17 protein-coding genes and 1 pseudogene are annotated in these 23532 nt (G+C 73.1%); 8 read left to right on the plus strand and 10 right to left on the minus strand.

The features are described from left to right. Positions 1-171: pseudogene (locus ACFRFC_RS36430) on the minus strand (hypothetical protein); the annotation flags it as partial. Positions 172-347: 176 nt separating this feature from the next. Here ACFRFC_RS36430 and ACFRFC_RS36435 point away from each other — a divergent pair. After that, positions 348-1187 (plus strand): trypsin-like serine protease, encoded by an 840-nt coding sequence (locus ACFRFC_RS36435; protein WP_382692279.1) that lies wholly within the window; start codon positions 348-350, stop codon positions 1185-1187. Positions 1188-1328: 141 nt separating this feature from the next. Continuing rightward, a complete protein-coding gene (locus ACFRFC_RS36440) occupies positions 1329-1616 on the plus strand; it encodes a hypothetical protein (RefSeq protein WP_382692280.1) in 288 nt (95 codons plus the stop codon). Positions 1617-1628: 12 nt separating this feature from the next. Here ACFRFC_RS36440 and ACFRFC_RS36445 read toward each other — a convergent pair whose 3' ends face one another. Next, positions 1629-2426 carry a VOC family protein gene (locus ACFRFC_RS36445; RefSeq protein ID WP_382692281.1) on the minus strand — a complete coding sequence of 266 codons (798 nt, stop codon included), beginning with the start codon at positions 2424-2426 and terminating at the stop codon, positions 1629-1631. A 196-nt stretch (positions 2427-2622) separates the two neighbouring features. On the opposite strand from ACFRFC_RS36445, the gene ACFRFC_RS36450 reads away from it, so the two are divergent. Both ACFRFC_RS36450 and ACFRFC_RS36455 read left to right on the plus strand, forming a co-directional pair. Then, positions 2623-3192: an HIT family protein gene (locus ACFRFC_RS36450; protein ID WP_382692282.1), complete on the plus strand. Its 570-nt coding sequence runs from the start codon at positions 2623-2625 to the stop codon at positions 3190-3192. Between the two features lie 25 nt (positions 3193-3217). Further along, positions 3218-4396: a cytochrome P450 gene (locus tag ACFRFC_RS36455; RefSeq protein WP_382692283.1), complete on the plus strand. Its 1179-nt coding sequence runs from the start codon at positions 3218-3220 to the stop codon at positions 4394-4396. Between the two features lie 33 nt (positions 4397-4429). Here the strand turns inward: ACFRFC_RS36455 and ACFRFC_RS36460 are convergent, their stop codons facing one another. The 8 genes from ACFRFC_RS36460 to ACFRFC_RS36495 all read right to left on the minus strand — a co-directional run bounded on the left by ACFRFC_RS36460 (position 4430) and on the right by ACFRFC_RS36495 (position 16644). Then, positions 4430-4990: a TetR/AcrR family transcriptional regulator gene (locus tag ACFRFC_RS36460; RefSeq protein ID WP_382692284.1), complete on the minus strand. Its 561-nt coding sequence runs from the start codon at positions 4988-4990 to the stop codon at positions 4430-4432. A gap of 50 nt (positions 4991-5040) precedes the next feature. After that, positions 5041-5622, minus strand: coding sequence for a sugar O-acetyltransferase (locus ACFRFC_RS36465; protein WP_382692285.1), 582 nt, complete (start codon positions 5620-5622; stop codon positions 5041-5043). Between the two features lie 135 nt (positions 5623-5757). Further along, complete coding sequence (locus tag ACFRFC_RS36470; RefSeq protein WP_382692286.1) at positions 5758-6975, minus strand: MFS transporter; 1218 nt, start codon at positions 6973-6975, stop codon at positions 5758-5760. An 81-nt stretch (positions 6976-7056) separates the two neighbouring features. Then, the gene (locus ACFRFC_RS36475; RefSeq protein WP_382692287.1) at positions 7057-9267 is read right to left on the minus strand and encodes a bifunctional serine/threonine-protein kinase/ABC transporter substrate-binding protein; all 2211 of its coding nucleotides are present in this window, start codon (positions 9265-9267) and stop codon (positions 7057-7059) included. Further along, complete coding sequence (locus ACFRFC_RS36480; RefSeq protein WP_382692288.1) at positions 9267-11525, minus strand: bifunctional serine/threonine-protein kinase/ABC transporter substrate-binding protein; 2259 nt, start codon at positions 11523-11525, stop codon at positions 9267-9269. Before ACFRFC_RS36480 ends, ACFRFC_RS36475 begins: the two co-directional genes overlap by 1 nt. Continuing rightward, positions 11522-12478: a hypothetical protein gene (locus ACFRFC_RS36485; RefSeq protein ID WP_382692289.1), complete on the minus strand. Its 957-nt coding sequence runs from the start codon at positions 12476-12478 to the stop codon at positions 11522-11524. Before ACFRFC_RS36485 ends, ACFRFC_RS36480 begins: the two co-directional genes overlap by 4 nt. Before the next feature lie 152 nt (positions 12479-12630). Then, positions 12631-13173, minus strand: coding sequence for a DinB family protein (locus tag ACFRFC_RS36490; protein WP_382692290.1), 543 nt, complete (start codon positions 13171-13173; stop codon positions 12631-12633). 96 nt (positions 13174-13269) lie between these two features. Then, entirely contained in the window at positions 13270-16644 is a 3375-nt protein-coding gene (locus ACFRFC_RS36495) for a pyruvate carboxylase (RefSeq protein ID WP_382692291.1), read from the minus strand. A gap of 662 nt (positions 16645-17306) precedes the next feature. Here ACFRFC_RS36495 and ACFRFC_RS36500 point away from each other — a divergent pair. The 4 genes from ACFRFC_RS36500 to ACFRFC_RS36515 all read left to right on the plus strand — a co-directional run bounded on the left by ACFRFC_RS36500 (position 17307) and on the right by ACFRFC_RS36515 (position 23443). After that, positions 17307-17687: a hypothetical protein gene (locus ACFRFC_RS36500; protein WP_382692292.1), complete on the plus strand. Its 381-nt coding sequence runs from the start codon at positions 17307-17309 to the stop codon at positions 17685-17687. 97 nt (positions 17688-17784) lie between these two features. Then, positions 17785-18297, plus strand: coding sequence for an FBP domain-containing protein (locus ACFRFC_RS36505; RefSeq protein WP_382692293.1), 513 nt, complete (start codon positions 17785-17787; stop codon positions 18295-18297). A gap of 434 nt (positions 18298-18731) precedes the next feature. Then, complete coding sequence (locus ACFRFC_RS36510; RefSeq protein ID WP_382692294.1) at positions 18732-21923, plus strand: ThuA domain-containing protein; 3192 nt, start codon at positions 18732-18734, stop codon at positions 21921-21923. Between the two features lie 287 nt (positions 21924-22210). Next, positions 22211-23443: an ROK family transcriptional regulator gene (locus ACFRFC_RS36515; protein ID WP_382692295.1), complete on the plus strand. Its 1233-nt coding sequence runs from the start codon at positions 22211-22213 to the stop codon at positions 23441-23443. Positions 23444-23532: the final 89 nt, after the last annotated feature.

Consider the following 23532-nt stretch of genomic DNA (forward strand, 5'->3'; position numbering starts at 1 on the left):
GGCCTCGGCGTCGCCCCCGGCCCGGCGCCTGCCGCCTGCCGCCTGCCGCCTGCCGCCCAATGGACCACTCAACTCACCCACCAGCGCGCTCACCCCCCGGTCCTCCGGGTGCCTCCCGGCCGCCATCCGCAGCACCGCCACACACTCCCGCGCCGCCCTCGGCCAGTCCCCGTAGCGAGACTTGCGCGTGTCGCAGGACTGGCCGTCCGGGACTCAGGGGCCGTACGGGACTCAGGGTGACGTGCGGCGACACGGCCGAACTCCGACTGTCCTGCCCCTGAGCCGCCCGGCACAATGAGCGCTGGCTCGTGCCTGTCCGACCGACCTCTCCCAGGGGGACTTGGGTGATGAGAGCCCGCCGCAACGCCCTTTCACGCTGTCTGCTCAGCCTGTTCGTCATGGCCGGACTCGCCGTCTCCGGCACCGCCACGGCCGCCCAGACCGCACCCCGGGACCGGGTGGCCGAGGCCGTCGCGGCCCTGGGCATCGCCGGGACCGCCTGGGTGCCGGACGGCGACGGGACCCGGGTCCTCGCCGATGCCACGGTCAGCGCCGCGGATCTGACCAGGCTCCGCCAACTGGACGGCTCCGTCCGTCTCGAACGCGTCGAGGGCCGGTTGCGCCCGCTGCTCTCCGGCGGTGACGGTATCTACGCCTCCACCGCTCGCTGCACGGCGGGCGTCAATGTGCAGGGCGGCTCGGAGTTCTACCTCATCACCGCCGGGCACTGCACCCGGGGCGCCACCACCTGGTACACCGACCCGGGCCTGACCACACCGATCGGCCCCACCACCGCCACCAGCTACCCCGGCAACGACTTCGGGGTCATCCGCCACACCAACCCCGCCGTGCCGCGCCCCGGCACGATCGGCACCGTCGATGTCACCGGCACCGCGACCGCCACCATCGGCCTCGGCGTCTGCCACCGGGGAGCCGTCTCCGGCGTGCGCTGCGGCCGGATCACCGCTCTCAACGCGACCGTCAACTACGGCGGCGGCGAGCTGGTGTACGGCCTGATCCAGACGAACATCTGCGCGGAGCCCGGCGACAGCGGCGCCCCGCTCTACGCGGGCGACAAGGTCATCGGCATCCTGTCCGGCGGCTCCGGCACCTGCGCGACCGGCGGCACCAGCTACTACCAGCCGATCCAGGAAGCCCTCAGCCTGTACGGCCTGTCCGTGTACTGATCCCCCACCCCCCCTCCACCTCTCCCCGCCTCCGCCACGGGGACCAGACGGAGGACCGGCGGGACGCCAGAGGGGTCCGGTCCGGCCTCCGCGAGCGAGTCACGGGCGGAACGAACCAGGACATTGCCTACCATCCCGCGCGTGGCACATACCTTCGAAGAGCTGGTGGGCATGCAGCGCGCCGCGGACCGCGCGTACGCCCAGGTCCGGCAGTTGCGCGATCAGTACGGTCCGCCCACCGCGCATCCGTGGTCCGAGCAGCAGACGGAGACGTACGAGACCGCCCTGCGTGCCTGGCGTGACCTCGCCCGCGACATCCAGGCCACGGTCACGGAGTACGCGCAGGAGCAGGGCGTCGCCCGCTCCGAGGCGGAGGCGGATGTGAAGGCGGCCGTACGCCATCCCGGGCCGGCGGGCGACGGGGCGTAGGGCCGCCCGGCGTCAGCGGCGGACCGGGGTGAGGACCACGAAGTCGGCGTCCGCGTCGTCGAGGCAGACGGCCATCCGGCCGATGTCCTCCGCCGTGTCCGGCCCCATCTGCACGCTGCCGCCGCTCTCGGTGACCTTGGCGACGGTGGCGTCGCAGTCGGCGACGTCGAAGACCGGGTGCCAGTACGCCTGGCCGTTCGCCAGGGCGAGGGCCTCCTTGTCCACCTCCATCAGGCCGCCGTGCATCCGCTCGTCGGGGAGCCCGGCCGGGGTGATGAGGGAGTACGTGCCCCCGCCGCCCGGCAGCGGCATGTCGCCGTACCGCCAGCCGAAGACCGCGCGGTAGAAGTCCTTCGCCGCCGCCGCGTCGGTCGTGTACAGCTCGGTCCAGGACAGGGAGCCGGGCTGGTCGACCAGTTCCACCCCCGGGCTGGCGCCGGGCTGCCAGACGGCGAACTGGGCGCCCTGCGGGTCGGTGTACTGCGCCATGCGGCCCCATTCACCGAGGTCCGTCGGCGGCACCCGGACTATGCCGCCCGCGCGCTGGACGGCCTGGGTCGTGGCGTCCGCGTCGGCGACCGTGTAGTAGATCATCCAGGCGGAGCGCGCGCCCTCCTCGGTGAGCGTGCCGAGCCCGGCGACGGTCTTGCCGTCCTTCTGGAACATCCCGCCCTCCGCGCCTTCCCCCTCGCCCATCGGCCGGAACTGCCAGCCGAGCACCGCGCCGTAGAAGGCCGCGGCGGCCCGGACGTCAGGGGCGCCCAGGTCGAGGAAACAGGGTGAGCCGGGGACGAAGTCAGTGGTGATCACGGCAGTGCCCTTTCGCAGATCCTGTGTGCCCTCAGCCTGACACCCACCACTGACAATCGCCCGTCGGACCTCGCACACCAGTTCCCATCAGGGAGGAAAGAGTGACATGCCGAGCGTGGTCGGCCCGCCCCCCGTCCGCCAACCATGACGGGATGCACATCAAAGGTGACGGTCCGGAGTGGTCCGGCTCCGGGGCATGATCGGAGCGACGGACAACACCCAGGAGGCCCCGCGCATGACACCCGACGCCGTCGACCGCCCCGCCGACTGCCTGGCCTGCGACCTCATCACCGGCCGGACCCCTCTCCCCGGCGGCACGCTCCTGCGCACCACGTCCTGGACCGTCGAGCACTGCGTCGGGCCGCTGGGCCTGGGCACCCTGGTGGTGAAGCCCCTCCGCCACGTCCTGCACCTGGCCGCCCTGACACCCCCGGAATCCGCCGAACTGGGCCCCCTGCTCCACCGCGTGAGCGCCGCCGTCACCTCCGTCATGGCCCCGGACCAGGTGTACGCCTGTCTCTGGTCGCACGCGGGCGGGCGCCCCGGCCATCTCCACTTCGTCGTACAGCCCGTGGACAGCGCGACCCTGACCCGCTTCGACGCCTTCGGCCCCGCCCTCCAGGTGGCCATGGGAGCGGCGGGCTGCTTCCCGGACCCGGCGGACGTGGAGCGGGTCTGCGCCGGACTGCGCGAAGCCCTCGCCGCCCCTGCGCGACTCCCCCGGCAGCAGCCGGTCGACGGGGCTCCACTAGCCTCGGACACCTGATCGAGAACCGCCAGGAAGGGCCCTGATGAACGCCGTCGACTCGTTTCCGCTCGGCGCGGCGACCACGCTGGCCGAGCTGGCGGGGGATCCGCATGCGCGGCTGGCCCTGCTGCGGGCGGGGGAGCCGGTGTCCTGGGTGCCGGAGTTGGGCGGATGGCTGGTGACCCGGCGGGATCTGGCGATGGATGTGATGCGGGACGCCGGGACGTTCACGGTCGACGATCCACGCTTCTCGACCGCGCGGGTCGTCGGGGCGAGCATGCTGTCGCTGGACGGTGAGCGGCACGCCCGGCACAGGGAGCCCTTCGCCGCGCCGTTCCGGCCGAGGGAGGTCCGCCAGGGCTTCGAGGGGTTCATCGAGCGGGAGACGGACCGGCTGATCGGCGGCTTCGAGGGCGCGGGGAGCGCCGAGCTGGGCCGGGCCTTCGCCGCGCCGCTGGCCGTCGCCGTGATGACCGAGGCGCTCGGACTCGCCGGTGCCGGTACCGGCACCGTGCTCTCCTGGTACGACGCCATCGTGCGGTCGGTGGCCGACCTCACCGCCGGACACGCGGCGGGCGCCGACGGCGCCGCGGCCTACGCCGAACTGCGGGCCGCCGTCGAGGCCACCGTCGCCGACCGGGACACCGGCTCGCTCCTCGCGTCCGCCGCCGGGAAGCTCTCCGTCCCCGAAGTGGCGTCGAATGCCGCCGTCCTGATGTTCGGCGGCATAGAGACCACCGAGGCGATGATCACCAACGCCTTGCTGCATCTGCTGCGCAACCCCGGTCAGCTCGCCCTCGTCCGGGACGATCCCGCGCTGCTGGACGGGGCCGTCGAGGAATCGCTGCGGCTCGAACCCGGCGCCGCGGTGGTGGACCGGTACGCCACCCGGGACACCGTGCTCGGGGCGGCCGCGATCCGGCGGGGCGATCTGGTCAGTGTGTCCCTGACCGGCGCCAATCGTGACCCGGATGTCTTCCCCGACCCCGACCGGTTCGATGTGCGCCGGGACAACTCCCGGCTCCAGCTGGCCTTCGCGATCGGCCCGCACTACTGCCTCGGCGCCCATCTCGCCCGCCTGGAGACCCGGATCGCGCTGCGCCGGCTCCTCGTCCGGCTGCCCGGTCTGCGGCTCGATCCCGACCGCCCGGCTGCCCCGTCCGGCCTGGTGTTCCGCAAGCCGATGAGCCTGCATCTGCGATGGGACGGCGCCGCCGGGTGAGCGTCCGGGTACATCTACGGAACAGGGTCAGGGTCAGGAACGGCTCTCCCGTGTCGTCGTGATCCGGCGGATGGCCTCGACGGTGACCGCGCGGTCGTGCGGCTCGCGGGCCAGTGCCCGGTGCAGGGTCAGTCCCTCGATCAGCGCGTCCAGTTGGCGGGCGGTGTCCGCGTCGAAGTGTTTCTCCAGGTGGACGCGGCTGCGGCGCATCCAGTCATGGGTGAGCTGCCGGTAGGCGGGGCGGCGGGCCGCGAGGGTGTACAGCTCCTGGGTGAGGACCAGGTCGCGCTGCGAGTCCTCGGCGGACATCGCGTGCACCAGGTCGGCCACCGCCTCCACGGCCTGCTCCCGGTCGGCGGCGCCCGCGAGACAGCCGCCGAAGAGGACCACGAAATGGTCGGTGAAGCGCTGGAACGCCTCGAACAGCAGCTCGTCGATGCCGGTGAAGTGGTACGTCATCGAGCCGAGCGGCACACCGGCCCGCGCGGCGATCTTCCGGTGCGAGACGCCCGCCACGCCCTCGTCGGCGATCAGATCGAGGGTGGCGGCGATGATGCGCTCGCGGCGCTGCGGGTCGGTGTGTCCGGTTGCCATGCCCGGAGTTTCTCAGAGGGACCGGTGTTTCTCAGCGCGTGGGCGGCTGCTCACAGTGTGCGGAGCGGGCGGGCCGGGTTGCCCACCGCCACCGTGTTCGCGGGCACGTCCTTGGTGACGACCGCCCCGGCGCCGATGACGGAGTTCTCCCCGATGGTCACCCCCGGCAGGACGATGACACCGCCGCCGAGCCACACGTTGTCACCGATGGTGATCGGCTGGGCTGCCTCCAGCTTGTCCCTGCGGGGCTGCGACTCCAACGGGTGGGTGGGGGTGAGCAGTTGGACGTTCGGGCCGATCTGGCAGTCCTCGCCGATGACGATCGCGGCCACGTCCAGCGCGGTCAGATGGTAGTTGACGAAGGTACGGGCGCCGATGCTGATGTTGCTGCCGAAGTCGACGTAGAGCGGCGGCCGGAGCACGACCTCCTCGCCCACCTCGCCGAGCAGTTCCGCCAGCAGCGGCTGGGCCGTCGCGGGGTCCTCGACATAGGCGGCCGCATAGCGCGCCGCCAGCCGCACGGCCCGCTGCTGACGGCGGATGATCTCCGGGTCGTCGGCGATGTAGTGGTCCCCGGCGAGCATGCGTTCATGGTTGCTGCGGGGGTCGTTGGCGAAGTAGTCGGTCGGCATGCGGGCGATGGTACCGCCGCCGAGCGTACGATCGTACGCTTCCGGCCACACCACACCAATCCACATCACGCGATGCCCATCCACATCACGCCCGCCCAGGAAGCCGCCCTCCCCCGACCACCGGCGACCCCCCGGCTACTCCCTCCTGCGCGTCCCCAGCACCCCCGCCAGGCAGATCACCAGCAACCCGGCCAGCGGCACCACCAGCAGGCCCAGGCGCAGGCCGGACGCGTCGGCGATCAGGCCGACGATGGGCGGGGAGAGCAGAAAGCCCAGCCGCATGAGCCAGGAGACGATGGTCAGGCCGGTGCCGGGTTTGAGGCCGGGCAGCTCGTCCGCCTCGTGCATCGCGGCCGGGACCAGCGTCGCCACCCCGAATCCGGCCGCCGCGAAGCCGATGATCGTGCCCGGCACCGAGGGGAGGGCCAGCGCCAGCCCCATGCCGACGGCGGCGATCAGCCCGCCCGCGCGGGCGACCGCACGCTGTCCGAACCGGTCGACCAGCCGGTCCCCGAGCAGCCGCCCCACGAACTGCGCGCCCACCAGGGCGATGTACCCGGACGCGGCCAGCGCCGCGGCGGCGTGCAGCGACCCGGAGAGATACAGGGCGGCCCAGGAACTGCCCGCGTCCTCCACCAGCGTGCCCGCCATGGCGATCAGCACCAGCGCCGCCAGGACGTACGTCCGCCGGGAGCCCGTCGGCACCGGGCGGGGCCCGGGTGCCGTACCGCCGTCGGCGCCGGGGCCGGGGTCCGTCGCCGGTTCGGTGTCGGGGCCGGGCAGGCAGTGGCGCAGGGCGCCGCACGCGGCGAGGACGCACAGTACCGCCGAGAGGGTCAGATGCTGCCCGATCGGGAGATCGACGGCGATGGCGGCGGCGGCCATGGAACCGCCGAGGACCGCGCCGATGGACCAGATGGCGTGGAAGGAGTTGATGAGGGACCGCCCGTAGCGGCGCTGCACCCGCAGGGCGTGCGCGTTCTGCGCCACGTCCGTGATCGCGTCCATCGCCCCGGCCAGGAACAGCGCCCCCGCGAACACCAGCACCGCCGGGGCCGTGCCCGCGACGACGATCCCGATGCCGGTCAGCAGGGTGCCCGCCACCGCGACCCGGGCCGAGCCGAAGCGCCGGACCAGCACCCCGGCGCCGAGGCCCGCCACGATGGCACCGGCCGGGAACGCGGCGACCGCGAGCCCGTAGGCCGCGTTCCCGATCCCCAGGTCGGCCTTGATCTGCGGGTAGCGCGGCAGCAGATTCGCGAACAGCGCGCCGTTGGTGAGGAAGAGAACGGCCACGGCCACGCGGGCCCGCCGTTCGCGCAGGGCAGGCCGTACCCGCACATCGAGAGTCATGGTCGGGAGCGTACCGCCCGGAGCGTACGATCGTACACTTCTCGTTCCGTGCTGCGCCGGATCACCGCGGAAGGGGGCTGATCAGCCGAGTTCGTCGGAGCGGCCCAGGAAGCGGAAGGCCCCGTCGCGTGCCTCGAAGAGGAAATAGCCGCTGGTCTCCAGCTCCAGTGAGCGCCCTTCGGCGGTGAAGCGGAGCGGCTTGGCGAGGCCCTCGTAGGAGAGGGTGAACAGGCGCTGCGCCACCGCCCCCGGCTCGACGCCGGAGCCCGCGTCCAGTTCCTCCAGGGCGCGGGCGACCAGGTTCACGGCGTCGTACGCCTCCGGGGACCAGCGGGCGGGCGCGCTGCCGTACCGCTCGCGGTGGGCGGTACGGAAGTCGGCGGCGACGCTCGCGGGGTCGGTGAAGGGCGTGCCGAACAGCCAGCCCTCGGCCGCCGCTCCGGCCTGCTCGGCGAAGGCCGGGTCCATGAGGTGCCAGGTGCCAAGGCGTGGTCCGGTGAAGCCCGCGTCGGCGAGGGCGCGGGCGCAGCGGGCCGCCCGCTCGGGTGAGGTGCCGGTGAAGACGACGGCCTGCGCGTCCGCGGCGAGGGCCGCCCGGACGGCGGGCGCGAAGTCGTCGCTGTCGGCGGCCACGGGGCGGACGTCGGCCGTGCCCCCGTTGGGCGGCGTCCGGGTGAGCAGGGCGGCGAGGGCCGCGCCCGTGTCGCCCGCCGCGCGGTCGTCGATCACGGCGGTGCGGTCGACGGGTCGTACCGAGGTCAGATACGACGTCAGGGGCAGCGACAGGTACGACTCCGGGGCCCGGGTGACGCACAGGGTGGTCAGCTGCTCGTCCTGTGCGGTGAGTTCGGCGCCGTCCGCCGAGATCAGCAGCATGGCCGTACGGGCGTCCTGGTAGAGCGGGGCGGCGGCGACGGCCGCGGCGGGGGTGGCGAGGCCGAGGACCGCACTCGCCCCGGCGTCTATGAGCCGCTGCGCCTCCTGTTCGGCGCGGGTCGCGTCGCCCTGGTCGTCGGCGGGCTCCAGGGCGAGCCGGAAGGTGATGCCGGGGCGGGCGTTGTGCGCCTCCACGGCGAGCCGGGCCCCGCGCTCCTGCGCCACACCGTCCGCCTTTCCGGCGCCGCTCAGGTCGGCTTGGAGGCCCAGGGTGTGCACGGGCGGGCCGTCACCGGAACCTGAACCGGAGCCCGCGCCGCCGTCGCCTCCTCCGGCCGCGAGATACGCCGTGATCCCGCCACCGACGGCCACGGCCGAGGCCGCCGCGCCGCCCATGAGCAGGACGCGGCGGCGGGAGGGCGTGGGGGTGTGCGGGGGGCCTGATGCCGGTGGCGCTGGTGTCCCCTGGGCGTCCGGCCGCCGTGGGGCCCGGCGTGGTGTGGGGATGTCCAGCGCCTGCGCCGAGCGGGTGGCGACGACCCGCAGGAGGGCGGGCGGGAGCCAGTCCTCGCCGTCCCGCGCGGACGGGACGCGCGGGTCGCGCAGGGCGGTCGCGAGGCGGCGGGCGGTGGGCCGGTCGGCCGGGTCCTTGGCGAGACAGGCGGCGATCACCGTACGCAGTTCGGCGGGGACCTCGGTGAGGTCCGGGGCCTCGTGCACGGTACGGAAGAGGACGCCCGCCGCGTGTCCGGTGCCGAACGGGCGGCGTGCGGAGGCCGCGTAGGCGAGGACGCCGCCCAGCGAGAAGACGTCGCTCGGCGGGCCGACCTCCCCGGCGCGGGCCCGCGCCTGTTCCGGGGCGAGGAAGCCGGGCGTGCCGACGACGGCGTCGGGGGCGGTGAGCGCGGTGGCGCCGGAGGCGTACGCGATACCGAAGTCGATGAGCCGGGGCCCGTCGAGGGCGAGCAGGACGTTGCCGGGTTTGACGTCCCGGTGCACGAGGCCCGCGTCGTGGACGGCGGCCAGCGCGTCGGCGAGCCGGGAGCCCAGGGTGCGTACGGCCGGGGCGGGCAGCGCGCCGAAGGCGTCGACCGCCTCGACCAGTGAGGGGCCGGGCACGAACTCGGTGGCCAGCCAGGGTTCCCGGGCCTCGGTGTCGGCGGCGAGGACCGGGACCAGCCACCGTCCGCCCTGCCCATGACCCTCCGTCAGAGCCCGGACCGCCGTCACCTCGCGCCGGAACCGCACCCGGAACGCGGGGTCGGCCGCGTGCTCGGCGCGGATCGTCTTGAGCGCGACGAGGCTCCCGCCGGGCGTGCGGGCGAGGTGGACCACGCCCATGCCGCCCGCGCCGAGCCGGGCCAGCAGCCGGTGCCCGCCGATCTCCTCGGCGTCGTCGGCGGCCAGGGGCCGCATCAGAGGTCGACCTTGCCCGCGTAGGAGTACCGGCCGCCCTTCACCTCGTAGCGGAAGACCTCGTAGCCGGTGAGCCAGCGGTACTCGGCGTCGAAGGCGTAGGTCCGCACGAGGCCCTGGTAGGTGCCGCCCACCAGCAGGTCGTAGAGCGTGTCCCGGGAGGGCCGGCCGCCGGCCTCGGTGATCCGGGTGATGACCATCCGGGCCACGTCGTACGCCTCCGCCGCCCAGTACGGGGGCGCGGCGCCGTAGCGTTCGCGGTAGGCGGTGGCGAAGGCGCGTACGGGTTCGGCGGACGGGTCGATGTACGGGGTGAAGGTCTGCCAGCCGTCGGCGGCGGGGCCCGCGAGGGTGAGGAACTCCGGCTGGGCGGCGGGGTGGCCGAGGACGCGCAGCCCGTCGTAGTCCGCGTCGGCCAGGGCGCGGGCGACGGCCGCCGCCCGGTCGGGGGTGCCCGTGTAGACGACGGTGTCGGGGCGTGCGGCGAGCAGTTCGGTGACCACCGGCCGCAGGTCCTGGGCCAGTTGGGGGACGACCTTCGGGGTGACGGTGACGTCCAGGAGGCCGAGGCTCTGGAACATGGTGTGGCCCAGTTCCCAGGCCGGGATGCCGCCGCCCCGGTCGATGAGGACGCCGACATCGCGGGCGCCCTGGGTGTGCAGCGAGACGGCGGCCGTGGTGGGGAGTTGGGTGTAGCCGGGGACGGCCTGGAGGAAGTGGCGGGGCTCGGAGGTGCCGTAGACGGACTGCGCGGAGGAGGCGGTGAGCTGGGGGACGAGCCGTTCGTCGTAGCTGTCCAGGCTGGCCCCGGTGGTGGCGTCGCCGGTCGAGCCGATGACGGCGAGCAGATCGCGGTCGGCGGCGAGAGAGCGGGCGACGACGGCGGCGCGCTCCGGGTCGCCCTGGTCGTCGGCGGTGTCGAGGGCGAGGGTGAAGGGTCTGGCGGCGCGGGCGTTGAACTGCTCGACGGCCAGCCGCACGCCGCGTTCCTGGGCCTGTCCGACGGCGCGCTGCGGGCCGGTGAGGTCGGCCTGGACGCCGAGCACCCAGCGGCGGGCGCCCGGGGAGGCGGCCGGTGCGGGGTCGTCGTCGCGCAGGGCGGCCCAGGCGGCGGCCCCGCCCCCGGCGGCGAGCAGGGCGGCGCCCCCGCCGAGGAGGAGGAAGCGGCGGCGGGAGGACTTCGGCCGGTCGGCGGGTGGTGTCGCGCCCGCGGGTTCGGTGGGCAGGTCGGCGTGCGCGACGGCGTCCGGTGTGTCCGGGTGCGCGGGGGGAACTTCCGGCGTCCGCAGCCGCGTTGAGGGATCGAGGGCCGTCGCCTCGATGTCGGGGAGGTCGAGCAGCGCGGCGGAGCGGTCCGCGATGAGGCGTACGACGGTGTCGGGCAGCCAGTCGGCGGTGTTCCGGGGCGGGTCGTCAGCGGTGGCCTGGGGCGGGTCGCCGAAGGTGGCCCGGGGTGTCTCGTCGGCGAGCGCGGCCTCCAGTTCCCGGGCGGTGGGCCGGGTGGCCGGGTCCTTGGCGAGGCAGCGTTCGAGGAGCGGGCGCAGGTCGTCTGGCACGCCGTCGAGGTCGGGGGCGTCGTGGACCGTGCGGTAGAGCAGGGCGTCGACGGCCCCGGTGCCGAAGGGCGGTCGGCCGGTGCGGGCGTAGGAGAGGAGACAGCCGAGGGCGAAGACATCACTGGCGGGGGTGGCGGGCTCGGCGCGGGCCTGTTCGGGGGCGAGGAAGCCGGGGGTGCCGACGACCATGTCGGCCGAGGTGAGCGCGGTCTCCTCGGCGGCGCGGGCGATCCCGAAGTCGATGAGGCGGGGTCCGTCGACGGCGAGCAGCACATTGCCGGGTTTGATGTCGCGGTGGACGAGCCCGGCGTCATGGACGGCGGTGAGCGCGCGGGCCAGCATCCCGCCCAGGGCCCGGACGCCGTGGGTGGACAGCGGGCCGCAGGCGGCGACGGCCTCGGCGAGGGAGGGGCCGGGCACGAACGCGGTGGCGAGCCAGGGCGCGGGCGCGTCCGGGTCGGCGCCGGTGACCGGTACGGCCCAGGGGCTGTCGACCCGGCGGGCGGCGGCCACCTCACGCCGGAAGCGGGTACGGAACTCGGGCTGGTCGGCGTACTCGGGCAGGATCACCTTGACGGCGGCGAGTCCGCCGGAGTCGGCGCGGCCGAGGTAGACGACGCCCATACCGCCGGTGCCGAGGCGGGCGAGCAGCCGGTGACCGCCGATGCGGGCCGGGTCGGTGGGGGTGAGCCGCTCGGTCACGGGGTGCCGTCCTGTGTGGTGTCGGCACTGTCGCCGGTGTCGGCGGTGTCGCCGGTGTCGCCGGTGTCGGCGGTGTCGGCGGTGTCGCCGCTCGCTTCGGAGTCGCCCTTGGTGCCGGTGCCGGTGCTGGTACTGGGCTGCGAGGTGCCCGTGCCCGGCTCCGGGGTGGCCGGACCGGCCGGTGACGGGTGCCGTTCGACCGCGGCTCTGAGCCCGGCGCCCATGTCGATGTGCGGGTCGCGCACCCGGTCGAGCAGCTCGGCCTGCGACCAGCCCACGGCGCCCTTGGCGGACACGGCGAGGGTGAACTGGCCGATGCGGGTCTGCCGCCAGACGTAGGGGTGCGCGCCGCCCTCCTGGGCGTTGGTGTACTCGCCGGTCTCGGTGAGGGAGTCGTCCGCGAACCCGTTGCCCAGGTCGCCGAGGGCGGCGGGCACATCGGTGAGGGAGCCGACCATCTCGTCGGAGCGCAGCCGCTGCTCGGGGCAGCGCATCATCTCCTCCAGCACCTCGGCGTTCTCCCAGTCGGCCTGTTCGGCGGTGCGGTGCACGGTGACGACGGCGCTGAGCCGCAGCGGTCCGTCGCCGCCGGCCGCCGGGATCTCGTAGGAGCGGGTGAGGGTGGCGAGGATGTCGTCCGGGAGCGGGCGCTGTTCCCATACGCAGTCGTCGCGGAGGACGGGCCGGCTCCGGGGGTCGCTCTCGTACGGGCTCTGGCGTTCGGTGCCGGGGCCGAAGGCGACCGGCTCGGCGATGATGTCCCGGATCAGGGCGGTGGCCTGGGCGGCGGTGCGGGGGACTTTGGCGGGGTCGATGTCGACGACCCCGCCCGGAGACGGGGACGCAGCCGGCAAGGGGGACGGGGACGCCTGGGTGCCGCCCTGCTTGTCCGCCGCCGGGTCGGGTTCGTCGCCGCCGGACGTACAGCCCGCCAGCAGTAATCCGCTCGCCACGACGGCACCGCCGAGGCGTGCCGCTCTGCCCCTCAGGACCACGGGTCCCCCTCGGATCATCAGCTCATCAGGTGTTCGCACCGATGCTAGAGAGCAACGGGCAGGCCCTCACACCCGATTGACGATCATGTGGCACAGCCGTTCCCCATCTGTCACACAGCGGGGACCTGGAATGGCCCCGACACCACGTGCTGGAGGCGGAGTTGGCCGATCTCGGCGACGTTCTTCATGAGTTCCGCGTTCGCCCAGGCGACGGTGTGCGCGAGGGTGCGGTCGGTGCCGTCGCCCCAGGGGAAGGCGCACGGGCGGTCCAGCTCGGGTTCGGCGAGCCGGTCCAGGCCCTGCCTCCACTCCTCCCAGTGGGCACCCAGCCAGCTCACGGTGGCCTCGGGGCCGGGCCATGCCACGTCGGCGCGGTCGCGGGGCGTCCGGTCGTGGAGGTGGTCCGTGGCCACCCCGAGCCACCATCCGATGTGCCAGCTCAGCCAGGCGATCGTGGGCACCGGGACGGGATCGGGCTCGCTGTCCGCCCAGTCGGGCACCCAGCCGCCCGTGCCGTCCGGCCGGAGCGTCCAGCACAGGCCGGACGGCTCCCACAGGACGTCCTCGGGCACCAGCCGCTCCAGGTGGTACTCGGCGAAGGACCAGGTGAATGCGGACTGCCAGCGCAGCAGATCCAGGCGGGGAGAGTTCACCGGGCGACGGTGGCACGGGCGGGGCGGCACCCGCAAAGGAATATCGCCGCCCCGCGCTCGCCCCCCTCACATGACCTCACCTCACCTCACGCCCCCTCACACCACCTCGACCAGCAGGTCACCGCCCTCCACCTGCTGGATGCGGTTGATGGCGAGGCGGGTGACCCGGCCTCCGGCGGGGGCCGTGATCGCGGCCTCCATCTTCATCGCCTCGATGGTGGCGACGGTCCCGCCGGCCTCCACCTGGTCGCCCTCGGCGACCGCGAGGGTCACCACACCGGCGAACGGGGCCGCGACATGGGCGGGGTTGGTGCGGTCGGCCTTCTCCGTCACCGGGAGGTCGGAGGCGGCCAGCGCGTCACGGATCTGGATCGGGCGGAGCTGGCCGTTGAGGCCGGCCATGACCGTGCGCATGCCGCGCTCGTCGGGCTCGCCGATGGCCTGGAGTTCGATCAGCAGCCGGACGCCGGGCTCCAGGTCGACGGCGTACTCCTTGGCGGGGCGCAGCCCGTAGAAGAAGTCCTTGCTGTCGAGGACGCTGGTGTCGCCGTAGGAGTGGCGGTGGGTCTCGAAGTCGCGGGTGGGGCCGGGGAAGAGGAGCCGGTTGAGGGTGGTGCGGCGGGACTTCTCCAGGCCGTCGCGGTCCTGCGTCGTCAGGTCCGGTACGGGCCTCGCGCCCGCGCGGCCCTGGAGCGCCTTGGTGCGGAACGGCTCGGGCCAGCCGCCGGGCGGGGTGCCCAGTTCGCCGCGGAGGAAGCCGATGACCGAGTCGGGGATGTCGAAGCGGTCGGGGGTGGCCTCGAAGTCCGCGGGGGTCACTCCCGCGCCGACCAGGTGCAGGGCCAGATCGCCGACCACCTTGGAGGACGGGGTGACCTTGACCAGCCGGCCCAGGATCCGGTCGGCGGCGGCGTACATCGCCTCGATCTCCTCGAAGCGGTCGCCGAGGCCGAGGGCGACGGCCTGGGTGCGCAGGTTGGAGAGCTGGCCGCCGGGGATCTCGTGGTGGTAGACGCGGCCGGTCGGGGAGGCGAGGCCCGCCTCGAAGGGCGCGTACACGCGGCGGACGCTCTCCCAGTACGGCTCCAGGTCACCCACGGCCTGGAGGTCCAGGCCGGTCGGCCGCTCCGAGTGGTCGGTCGCGGCGACGATCGCCGACAGGGACGGCTGGGAGGTGGTGCCCGCCATGGAGGCCACCGCGCCGTCCACCGCGTCCACCCCGGCCTGCGCGGCGGCGAGATAGGTGGCCAGCTGGCCGCCGGCCGTGTCATGGGTGTGCAGATGGACCGGCAGGTCGAACTCGCGGCGCAGCGCGGACACCAGGGTCGCCGCGGCGGGGGCGCGCAGCAGGCCCGCCATGTCCTTCACCGCCAGGACATGGGCGCCGGCCTCGACGATCTGCTCGGCGAGCCGCAGGTAGTAGTCCAGGGTGTAGAGGCGCTCGGCGGGGTCGGACAGGTCGGCGGTGTAGCACAGGGCCACCTCGGCGATCGCGGTGCCGGTCTCGCGTACGGCGTCGATGGCGGGGCGCATCTGGCCGACGTCGTTGAGGGCGTCGAAGATACGGAAGATGTCGATTCCGGTGGCGGCGGCCTCCTGGACGAAGGCGTCGGTGACCTCGGTGGGGTACGGGGTGTAGCCGACGGTGTTGCGTCCGCGCAGCAGCATCTGGAGACAGAGGTTGGGCACCGCCTCGCGCAGTGCGGCGAGCCGCTCCCAGGGGTCCTCGGCGAGAAAGCGCAGGGCGACGTCGTAGGTGGCGCCGCCCCAGCACTCCACGGAGAGCAGTCCGGGCAGGGTGTGGGCGACGACCGGGGCAACGGCCAGCAGGTCCTTGGTGCGGACCCGGGTGGCGAGCAGGGACTGGTGGGCGTCGCGGAAGGTGGTGTCGGTGACGCCGAGCAGGGGTGATTCGCGCAGGGCGCGGGCAAACCCCTCGGGGCCGAGTTCGGCCAGGCGCCGGCGGGAACCGGCGGGGGGCGTGCCGGTGGGCAGGGGCGGCAGCTTGGTGGTGGGGTCGATCAGGTCGGGGCGCTCGCCGTGCGGCTTGTTGACGGTGACGTCGGCGAGGTAGGTGAGCAGCTTGGTGCCGCGGTCGGCGGAGTGCCGGGAGGTCAGCAGGTGCGGGCGCTGCTCGATGAAGGAGGTGGTGACGCGCCCGGCCTGGAAGTCGGGGTCGTCCAGCACCGCCTGGAGGAACGGGATGTTGGTGGCGACGCCCCGGATACGGAACTCGGCGACCGCGCGCCGGGCCCGTCCGATCGCGGCGTTCAGGTCACGGCCCCGGCAGGTGAGCTTCACCAGCATGGAGTCGAAGTGGGCGCTGATCTCCGTACCGGCGTGGGTGGTGCCGCCGTCGAGGCGGATGCCGGAGCCGCCGGGTGAGCGGTAGGCGCTGATGCGGCCGGTGTCGGGGCGGAAGCCGTTGGCGGGGTCCTCGGTGGTGATCCGGCACTGGAGGGCGGCGCCGCGCAGGACGATGGTGTCCTGGGAGAGGCCGAGGTCGGCGAGGGTCTCGCCGGAGGCGATCCGCAGCTGGGCCTGGACCAGGTCGACGTCGGTGACCTCCTCGGTGACCGTGTGCTCGACCTGGATGCGGGGGTTCATCTCGATGAAGACGTGGTTGCCGTCGCGGTCGAGCAGGAACTCCACGGTGCCCGCGTTGCGGTAGCCGATCTCGCGGGCGAAGCGCACGGCGTCGGCGCAGATCCGTTCGCGCAGTTCCGGGTCCAGGTTGGGCGCGGGCGCGAGTTCGATGACCTTCTGGTGGCGGCGCTGCACCGAGCAGTCCCGCTCGAAGAGGTGGATGACATTGCCCTCGCCGTCGGCGAGGATCTGCACCTCGATGTGGCGGGGTTCCACGACGGCCTTCTCCAGGAAGACGGTCGGGTCGCCGAACGCGGACGCCGCCTCGCGGGAGGCCGCCTCGATGGACTCGCGCAGCTGGGCGGGTTCCTGCACCCGGCGCATGCCGCGTCCGCCGCCGCCCGCGACGGCCTTCACGAACACCGGGAAGCCGATCTCGTCGGCGGCGCGGACGAGTTCGTCGATGTCCGTGGAGGGCTGCGAGGAGCCGAGGACGGGGACCCCGGCGGCGCGGGCGGCGGCGACCGCGCGGGCCTTGTTGCCGGTCAGCTCCAGGATGCCGGCGTCCGGTCCGACGAAGGTGATGCCCGCCTCGGCGCAGGCGCGGGCCAGCTCGGGGTTCTCGGAGAGAAAGCCGTAGCCCGGGTAGACGGCGTCGGCGCCCGCCCGCTGGGCGGCCCGGACGATCTCGTCCACGGAGAGATACGCGCGCACCGGATGGCCGGGTTCGCCGATCTCGTACGCCTCGTCCGCCTTGAGGCGGTGCAGGGAGTTGCGGTCCTCGTGGGGGAAGACGGCGACGGTGCGCGCGCCCAGCTCATAGCCGGCGCGGAACGCACGGATCGCGATCTCGCCTCTATTGGCGACCAGTACCTTGCGGAACATCGTGGATCCCTTCGCGCGGCCCGCGGGTGACGAGGACCATGGTGTCCGTGCGTTCCCGGTCACGCCATGTGAGCAAGGCCACTTTTGCAGACGGCTCAGCGGTGTCCATCGGTCGGCGCAGTGCCCGGCGAATGCCGCACGACCTGCGATGAGGGGTCGTGAAACGAATGCGGGGCGCGCTGTGACCGGCCTGTGGGACGGTCCCCAGGCTCGCACGCATGATAGCGACATGTGAGACGCGATGTCGCCATGCGAGATGTAATCGGCCTGCGCGCAGCGGCTGCGGTGCGTGTGCGCCCGGAGCCGCCCAGGGCGGGGCGGGCCCGAAAATCCGTTGGCACCCGCCTGGGGGCGTTGTTATCCTCGCGGGGTTCCTTCGGTCTGCTTGGGGCCTTCCGTGCCCTGGAAAAGAGATTTTGTGTTTCGGCCCGCGCCGCGCGCGCCTCGCGGCACCGTCTGACCGTCCGTCTTCTGCCGTCCCTCGGGGGCGGCGATCGCCGTCCTTCGCGGACGGCCACCGGACGTGATGTCCGCGGTGCTCTGATCCAGCCCACACCCCTGTGTCCGCACGCCTGTCGCGGCGTACGGGGTGGGCGTCTTCGTCGAGGCCGCTCGGCCTGCTCTTGCTGTCGTTCCAGACTTCTCAGCAAGGAGCACCCCGGGTGTCCAGCACAGCTCTTTCCAGCACGTCTCTCTCCAGCACTCCTCACGCCCGCCTGACCGGCGTGCTCGCCCGCGCCCGGTGCGGCCCGGCCATGTCCGCCGCCGGTGGCGACGGCACGCGGCGACCTCACCGCCCGTCGTGCCCGCACTGCCCGCACTGCCCTCCCTCCCCGCGCGTCCTCGACCAGGTCGAGGGCTGCCCCGGTGACCGCAAGGGCCGGATATCGGCGCTCGCCACACACCGCACCCCCCGCACACCCCGCACCCGTTGCCCGAGCCGCCCGCCCGGCCCGCACACCCGCCGACGGATCCCCGGCGACCGGACCGCGGACCGCCGCGGCCGGACGGAAGCCCTCACCCTCACCCGCGCCACGCGGTGAGCGGTGTGCCGGCGCCCCGACCCGCCGGACTTCTTCAGAACCCGACCCGATACCCGGCGCACCCCTGTGCGCCTCGCAAGGAGCAGCCATGCGCCCGATGACCAGACAAGAAGTGCGCGCCTCGATCGTGAACCTGGACCCGTCCGAGAAAATGGTCCGGCTGCCGGCCTGGTTCGACGACGCCCCCTGGCCCCGGATCGACTATCTCGGCTGGCGGGACATGCGCGCCCCGAAGCGGGCCTACCTCGTCACCGAGGCCGACGGCCAGGCGCTGGGAGTGCTGCTGCGGCAGGCCCCGAACGACGCGGCACACGCCTCGCGCGCGATGATGTGCGACCTGTGCCGGTCCACCCGGCGGTTCCACGAGGTGTCACTGTTCACCGCCCGGCTCCCCTCACGCGACAAGCGCGAGCGCCTCAACACAGTCGGCCTGCTCCTGTGCACCGATCTCGACTGCGCGGTGAAGATGCACTCCAGGCCGGTGCGCCAGCCCTTCGACCCTTCCGTCGGCGAACTCATCGCCACGCGCCGTGAGGGCCTGCGTTCGCGCACGATCGCGTTCATCCGCTCGGTGTCCGAGACGCAGCGAACGACGCGACGCAAGAAGTGAGCTGACCGGGCGCCCTCCACGGACGGGGCCCACACGGCGGTGGACCGGTCACGGTTCGCCGCCGCCGGCCAGGTCGCCGCCGCCGGCCAGGTCGCCGCCGCCGGGCAGAGCACTGCCGCCGATCACGCTGAAAGTAAACCGAGTTGACAAATTCGTCAAGAGAACGAGCGGCGGCCCGCCGATCCGGCGCCCCCTCACCACCCCTCCCAACTGCCACTCTTGTCAAGAACCTTGACCCGCCCGGCCCGTGCTCTTAATTTGTCCATCGACTCGACAAATTGCCCCGGCCGGGGGTTCGGACACCTACGGCCACCGGGCGTGCGGCTCCGCGGGACCCTGGACGACGGTCTCGCGGAGCCATCACGGAACAGCACGGCGCCACCCCCGAACACAGCACGCAGACGCGTATCCCTGCCCGCCGATTTGAGGTGCCCATGCCACATCTGTCCCTTTCCGACCCCCACCGGTTCCACCGGCTCCACCGCTTCCACCGTTTGCGAAGAAGCGCCGCGCGCGTCGTCGCAGCGGTCGTGGCGCTGCTGCTGGTGACCGCCGGAGCGGCCGCCGCGCAGCCCGCGGCCCAGAGCGCCGCGCAGCCCGCCGCCAAGAAGACCAAGCCGTTCGACGCGCTGGTGTTCAGCAAGACCGCCGGGTACCGGCACGGCGCCATCCCGGCCGGGATCGCCGCGATCCAGACGCTCGGCGAGCAGAACGGCTTCTCCGTCACCGCCACCGAGGACGCGAGCGTCTTCGCCGACGAGACGCTCGCCTCGTACGAGGTGGTCATCTTCCTGTCGACCACGGGTGATGTCCTCGACGCCGACCAGCAGGCCGCGTTCGAGCGCTACATCCAGGCCGGTGGCGGCTACGCGGGCGTCCACGCGGCCTCCGACACCGAGTACTCGTGGGGCTGGTACGGCGAGCTCGTCGGCGCCTACTTCAAGAGCCACCCGGTGCCGCAGACCGCGAGCATCAAGGTGGAGGACCCCGCGCACCCGTCCACGGCGGAGCTTCCGGTGAGCTGGGAGCGCAAGGACGAGTGGTACGACTTCCGGGCGAACCCGCGTGGCGATGTGCACGTCCTGGCCTCGCTGGACGAGACCTCGTACACCGGCGGCACGATGGGTGCCGAGCACCCGATCGCCTGGTGCCAGAACTACGACGGCGGCCGGTCCTGGTACACCGGCATGGGCCACGAGACCGCCTCCTACACCGAGCCGCAGTTCCTCGACCATCTGCTCGGCGGCATCCGGACCGCCGCGGGCGTCCTGGCCGCCGACTGCACGGCGTCGCTGACCAGCGGCTTCCAGAAGGTGCCGCTGGACGAGAACACCAGCAACCCGATGGAGCTGGTGATCGCCGAGGACGGCCGGGTCATCTACATCGACCGGGGCGGCGAGATCCGCGTGGTCCGCACCGACGGCACGGTGGTCTCCGCGGGCAAGCTGGAGGTCTACACCGGCCAGGAGTTCGGTCTGCTGGGCATCGCGCTCGACCCGGACTTCGACAAGAACGGCTGGATCTATCTCTACTACTCCCCCGCCGGGACCGAATCCGTCGACCGGGTCTCCCGTTTCAAGGTCAAGGCCGACGACACCCTCGACCTGGCCAGTGAGAAGGTGCTGCTGAAGGTGGATGTGCAGCGCCAGCAGTGCTGCCACGCGGGCGGCGCGATGGAGTTCGACGGCGACGGCAACCTGTACATCACCACCGGGGACAACTCCAACCCCTTCTCCTCGGACGGCTACACGCCGATCGACGAGCGCGAGGGCCGCGCGGCGTGGGACGCCCAGGCGACCTCCGCCAACAGCGCCGTCCTGAACGGCAAGGTGCTGCGCATCAAGCCGCGCAAGAACGGCACCTACAGCATCCCCAAGGGCAACCTCTTCCGCCCGGGGACCCCGGACACCCGTCCGGAGATCTACGCGATGGGCTTCCGCAACCCCTTCCGCATCGGCATCGACCCGGCCACCGACAACCTGTTCGTCGCCGACTACGGTCCCGACGCGGGCAGCGTCAGTCCGACCCGCGGCCCCGACGGACGGGTCGAGTGGAACATCGTCGACGAGCCCGGCTTCTACGGCTGGCCCTACTGCGTCGGCGCCAACACCCCGTACAACGACCACGACTTCGCGACCGGCACCTCGGGCGCCGCCTTCGACTGCTCCGCGCCGGTCAACGACTCCCCCAACAACACCGGCATCGAGCAGCTGCCCGCCGCCCAGCCCGCCGAACTGTGGATGGGCAAGTCCACCACCGGCGTCCCGGAGATCGGCCCCAGCGGCGCTCCGCTGACCAGCGGGGCGTACGACTACAGCGCCAAGCTGGACTCCGAGACCAAGTGGCCGGCGTACTTCGACGGCAAGGCGGTGTACGCCGACTGGAACAACGGCCGGCTCTTCAGCGTCCAGCCGGACGAGGAGCGCACCGGCGTGGCGGATGTGAACGCCCTGCTGGAGGACATGGACTTCACCCGGCCGCACGCCATGGAGTTCGGGCCGGACGGGGCGCTGTACGTCATCGACTGGGGCAGCGGCTTCGGCGGCAACAACGCCGACTCCGGGGTCTACCGGGTCGACTACGTGCAGGGCAACCGCTCGCCCATCGCCCGCTTCACGCAGGACAGGACGTCGGGGCCGGTACCGCTCACCGTCGCCTTCGACGCGGGTGAGTCCAACGACCCGGACGGCACACCGATCACGTACTCCTGGGACTTCGACGGTGACGGCACGCAGGACAGCACCGGGCGGACGCCGTCGTTCACCTACACCGAGCCGGGCAGGGTCACCGCGCAGCTGACCGTGACCGATCCGGACGGGCGCACGGCGGTGGCCGGGGTGGACATCACCGCGGGCAACACCGCGCCGACGATCGCGGTGCAGGCGCCGGTGGACGGCGGGCTGTTCACCTTCGGCGACACCATCGCCTACGAGGTGACGGTCACCGACCCGGAGGACGGGCCGGTCGACTGCGAGCAGGTGATCGTGCAGCCGGGGCTCGGCCATGACGAGCACGGGCACGGCTACGAGCAGCACCGCGGCTGCTCGGGCAGCTTCCCGCTGCCCGGCGACGCGGGACACACCGGCGCCAACATCTTCGGCACGGTGACGGTCACCTACACCGACCAGGGCAACGGTGACGTGCCCGCGCTGACCACCCAGGAAGTGCTGGTGCTCCAGCCCAAGCACCGCGAGGCCGAGCACTTCGACACCACCGGCCGGATTCCGTCCGCGCCCACCGGCACCGACATCGGCGTGGGCGTCGGGCCCACCGGGGACACCGCGGGCGGTGGCCAGAACATCGGCTGGATCGAGAACGGCGACTACTGGTCCTGGGACCCGGTCAATCTGACCAACATCGACGAGATCAGCCTCCGGGCCGCCTCGCCGACCTACGGCGCCACCGTCGAGGTGCGCACCGGTGACCCCGAGGGTCCGACCGTCGCCACCATCAAGACCACCCCGACCGGCGGCTGGCAGACCTACCAGAACTTCAAGGCCCCGGTCAGCGGTGCCAGTGCGACGGACAGCGGTCCGCTGTACTTCGTCAAGATCAGCGGCGAACTCAATGTGAACTGGGTCGATTTCATCGGCCAGGGCGTCACCGAGGCGGCGCCTTCGCCGTGACGCCGGCCGATGTCTCCCGGCGCGCGTCGCAGTCCCTGCCGCGCCGGTGAACTGACGACGTACGAGATCGTCACGCCCGGTCCGGCGGCTGACCGACCGGAGGGGGCGGAGCGACCGAGGGGGCCCGGTGTTCGTTGCCGGGCCCCCTTCTCGTGCTGCCCGCCGGGCCCCCTTCTCGTGCCGCGCGCCGGGTCGGCCCGCGCGCCGTACTCACGCCCTCGCGCCGTGGTCTCTTTCCGTAATCTCGTGCTCTCAATTTGTAAATCGACTTGATATACGCTCCCTCCATGGGAGGCATACTCGGGGGAGGTACCGCTGTGGGAGGCGTCGAGAGCAGGTCGCCGACGATCCGGCGGGGGACGAATCTGCCGCGGATGGGCGACTTCAACGAGGCCGTCATCCTGGACGCGATCCGCCGCGAGTCCCGTGGGCTGAGCCGGGTGGAACTGGCCGCGGCGACCGGGCTGTCCGCGCAGACCGTCTCCAACATCTGCCGCCGGCTGATCGACGGCGGTCTCGCGCGCGAGACCGGCAAACGGCGGGCGGGCAGCGGCAAGCCCCGCACCGTGCTCCAGATCGACGCGGGCGGACGCTTCGCGATCGGGGCCCATCTGGACCCGGCGGTCATCACTTACGTCGTGCTGGATCTGCTGGGCCGGGTGGTCGCGCATCGCCGGGAACCCACCCCGCATGTGGTGGACCCGGACCGGACGATGGCCGAGATCAGCGCCTCGATCCACGCCCTCGTCACATCCTCGGGGGTGCCCAGCGAGCGGATCCTGGGGCTCGGGATCGCCGCGCCCGGCCCGCTGGACCCGGTGGCGGGGCTGCTGGTGGACCCGCCGGAGCTGGAGGGCTGGGGGCGGGTGCCGCTGCGGGACTTCCTGGGCGCGCAGACCGGGCTGCCGGTGCTGCTGGACAAGGACGTGATCGCCGCCGCCATCGCCGAGCGCTGGGCGGGCGCGGCGGCGCACACCGGTGACTTCCTCTTCTTCTACCTGGGCACCGGCTCCGGCATGGGTCTGGTCGTGGACGACACCGTGCTGCGCGGGGTGACCGGGAACGCCGGGGAGATCGGCGGCCTCGACGCGGCCTGCACCACCCGCGCGATGGTGGACGAGGCGGTGGCGCTCGGGGTGCTGCCGCCCGGGTCGGCGCCCGCCAGTCCCCGGGAGGCCGAGAGCGGGCTGGGGGAGCTGTGCCGCAGGGCGCAGGGCGATCCGGTGGCCGCCGGGATCATCGACCGCTGGGCCGAGCGGGTCGGGCGGGGCGTCAGCGCCGCCGCCACCCTGGCGGACTCGGAGCTGATCGTCTTCGGTGGCCCGATCTGGCCGCATCTGGCCGACCGGTTCCTGCGGGTGGTGCCCGGCATCGTGGCCGGGTCGCCGTTCGTGAAGCCCACCCACCCGACGGTGGTGACCGGCACCGCCGTGGGGGACGACGTCGGCGCGGTCGGCGCGGCCTGTCTGGTCCTGGACCACATGCTGTCGGTGCGCCCGCAGTCGCTGCTCCTGCGCTGACCGGGACGCGCCGGTAGACGACGGTGAGGGCCACCGGACCTGTGCCCCGGACTCCCTGGGAACGGGAGCGGGGCACAGGTCCGGTGACC

Source organism: Streptomyces sp. NPDC056734 (genome assembly GCF_042790455.1).
GTDB lineage: Bacteria > Actinomycetota > Actinomycetes > Streptomycetales > Streptomycetaceae > Streptomyces.

Excerpts from the sequence above, each read along its gene's own strand:
- ACFRFC_RS36435 (WP_382692279.1), top strand. The coding sequence starts at position 348 with ATGAGAGCCCGCCGCAACGCCCTTTCACGCTGTCTGCTCAGCCTGTTC.
- ACFRFC_RS36450 (WP_382692282.1), top strand. The coding sequence starts at position 2,623 with ATGATCGGAGCGACGGACAACACCCAGGAGGCCCCGCGCATGACACCC.
- ACFRFC_RS36455 (WP_382692283.1), top strand. The coding sequence starts at position 3,218 with ATGAACGCCGTCGACTCGTTTCCGCTCGGCGCGGCGACCACGCTGGCC.
- ACFRFC_RS36460 (WP_382692284.1), bottom strand. The coding sequence starts at position 4,990 with ATGGCAACCGGACACACCGACCCGCAGCGCCGCGAGCGCATCATCGCC.
- ACFRFC_RS36465 (WP_382692285.1), bottom strand. The coding sequence starts at position 5,622 with ATGCCGACCGACTACTTCGCCAACGACCCCCGCAGCAACCATGAACGC.
- ACFRFC_RS36470 (WP_382692286.1), bottom strand. The coding sequence starts at position 6,975 with ATGACTCTCGATGTGCGGGTACGGCCTGCCCTGCGCGAACGGCGGGCC.
- ACFRFC_RS36475 (WP_382692287.1), bottom strand. The coding sequence starts at position 9,267 with ATGCGGCCCCTGGCCGCCGACGACGCCGAGGAGATCGGCGGGCACCGG.
- ACFRFC_RS36495 (WP_382692291.1), bottom strand. The coding sequence starts at position 16,644 with ATGTTCCGCAAGGTACTGGTCGCCAATAGAGGCGAGATCGCGATCCGT.
- ACFRFC_RS36505 (WP_382692293.1), top strand. The coding sequence starts at position 17,785 with ATGACCAGACAAGAAGTGCGCGCCTCGATCGTGAACCTGGACCCGTCC.
- ACFRFC_RS36510 (WP_382692294.1), top strand. The coding sequence starts at position 18,732 with ATGCCACATCTGTCCCTTTCCGACCCCCACCGGTTCCACCGGCTCCAC.
- ACFRFC_RS36515 (WP_382692295.1), top strand. The coding sequence starts at position 22,211 with ATGGGAGGCATACTCGGGGGAGGTACCGCTGTGGGAGGCGTCGAGAGC.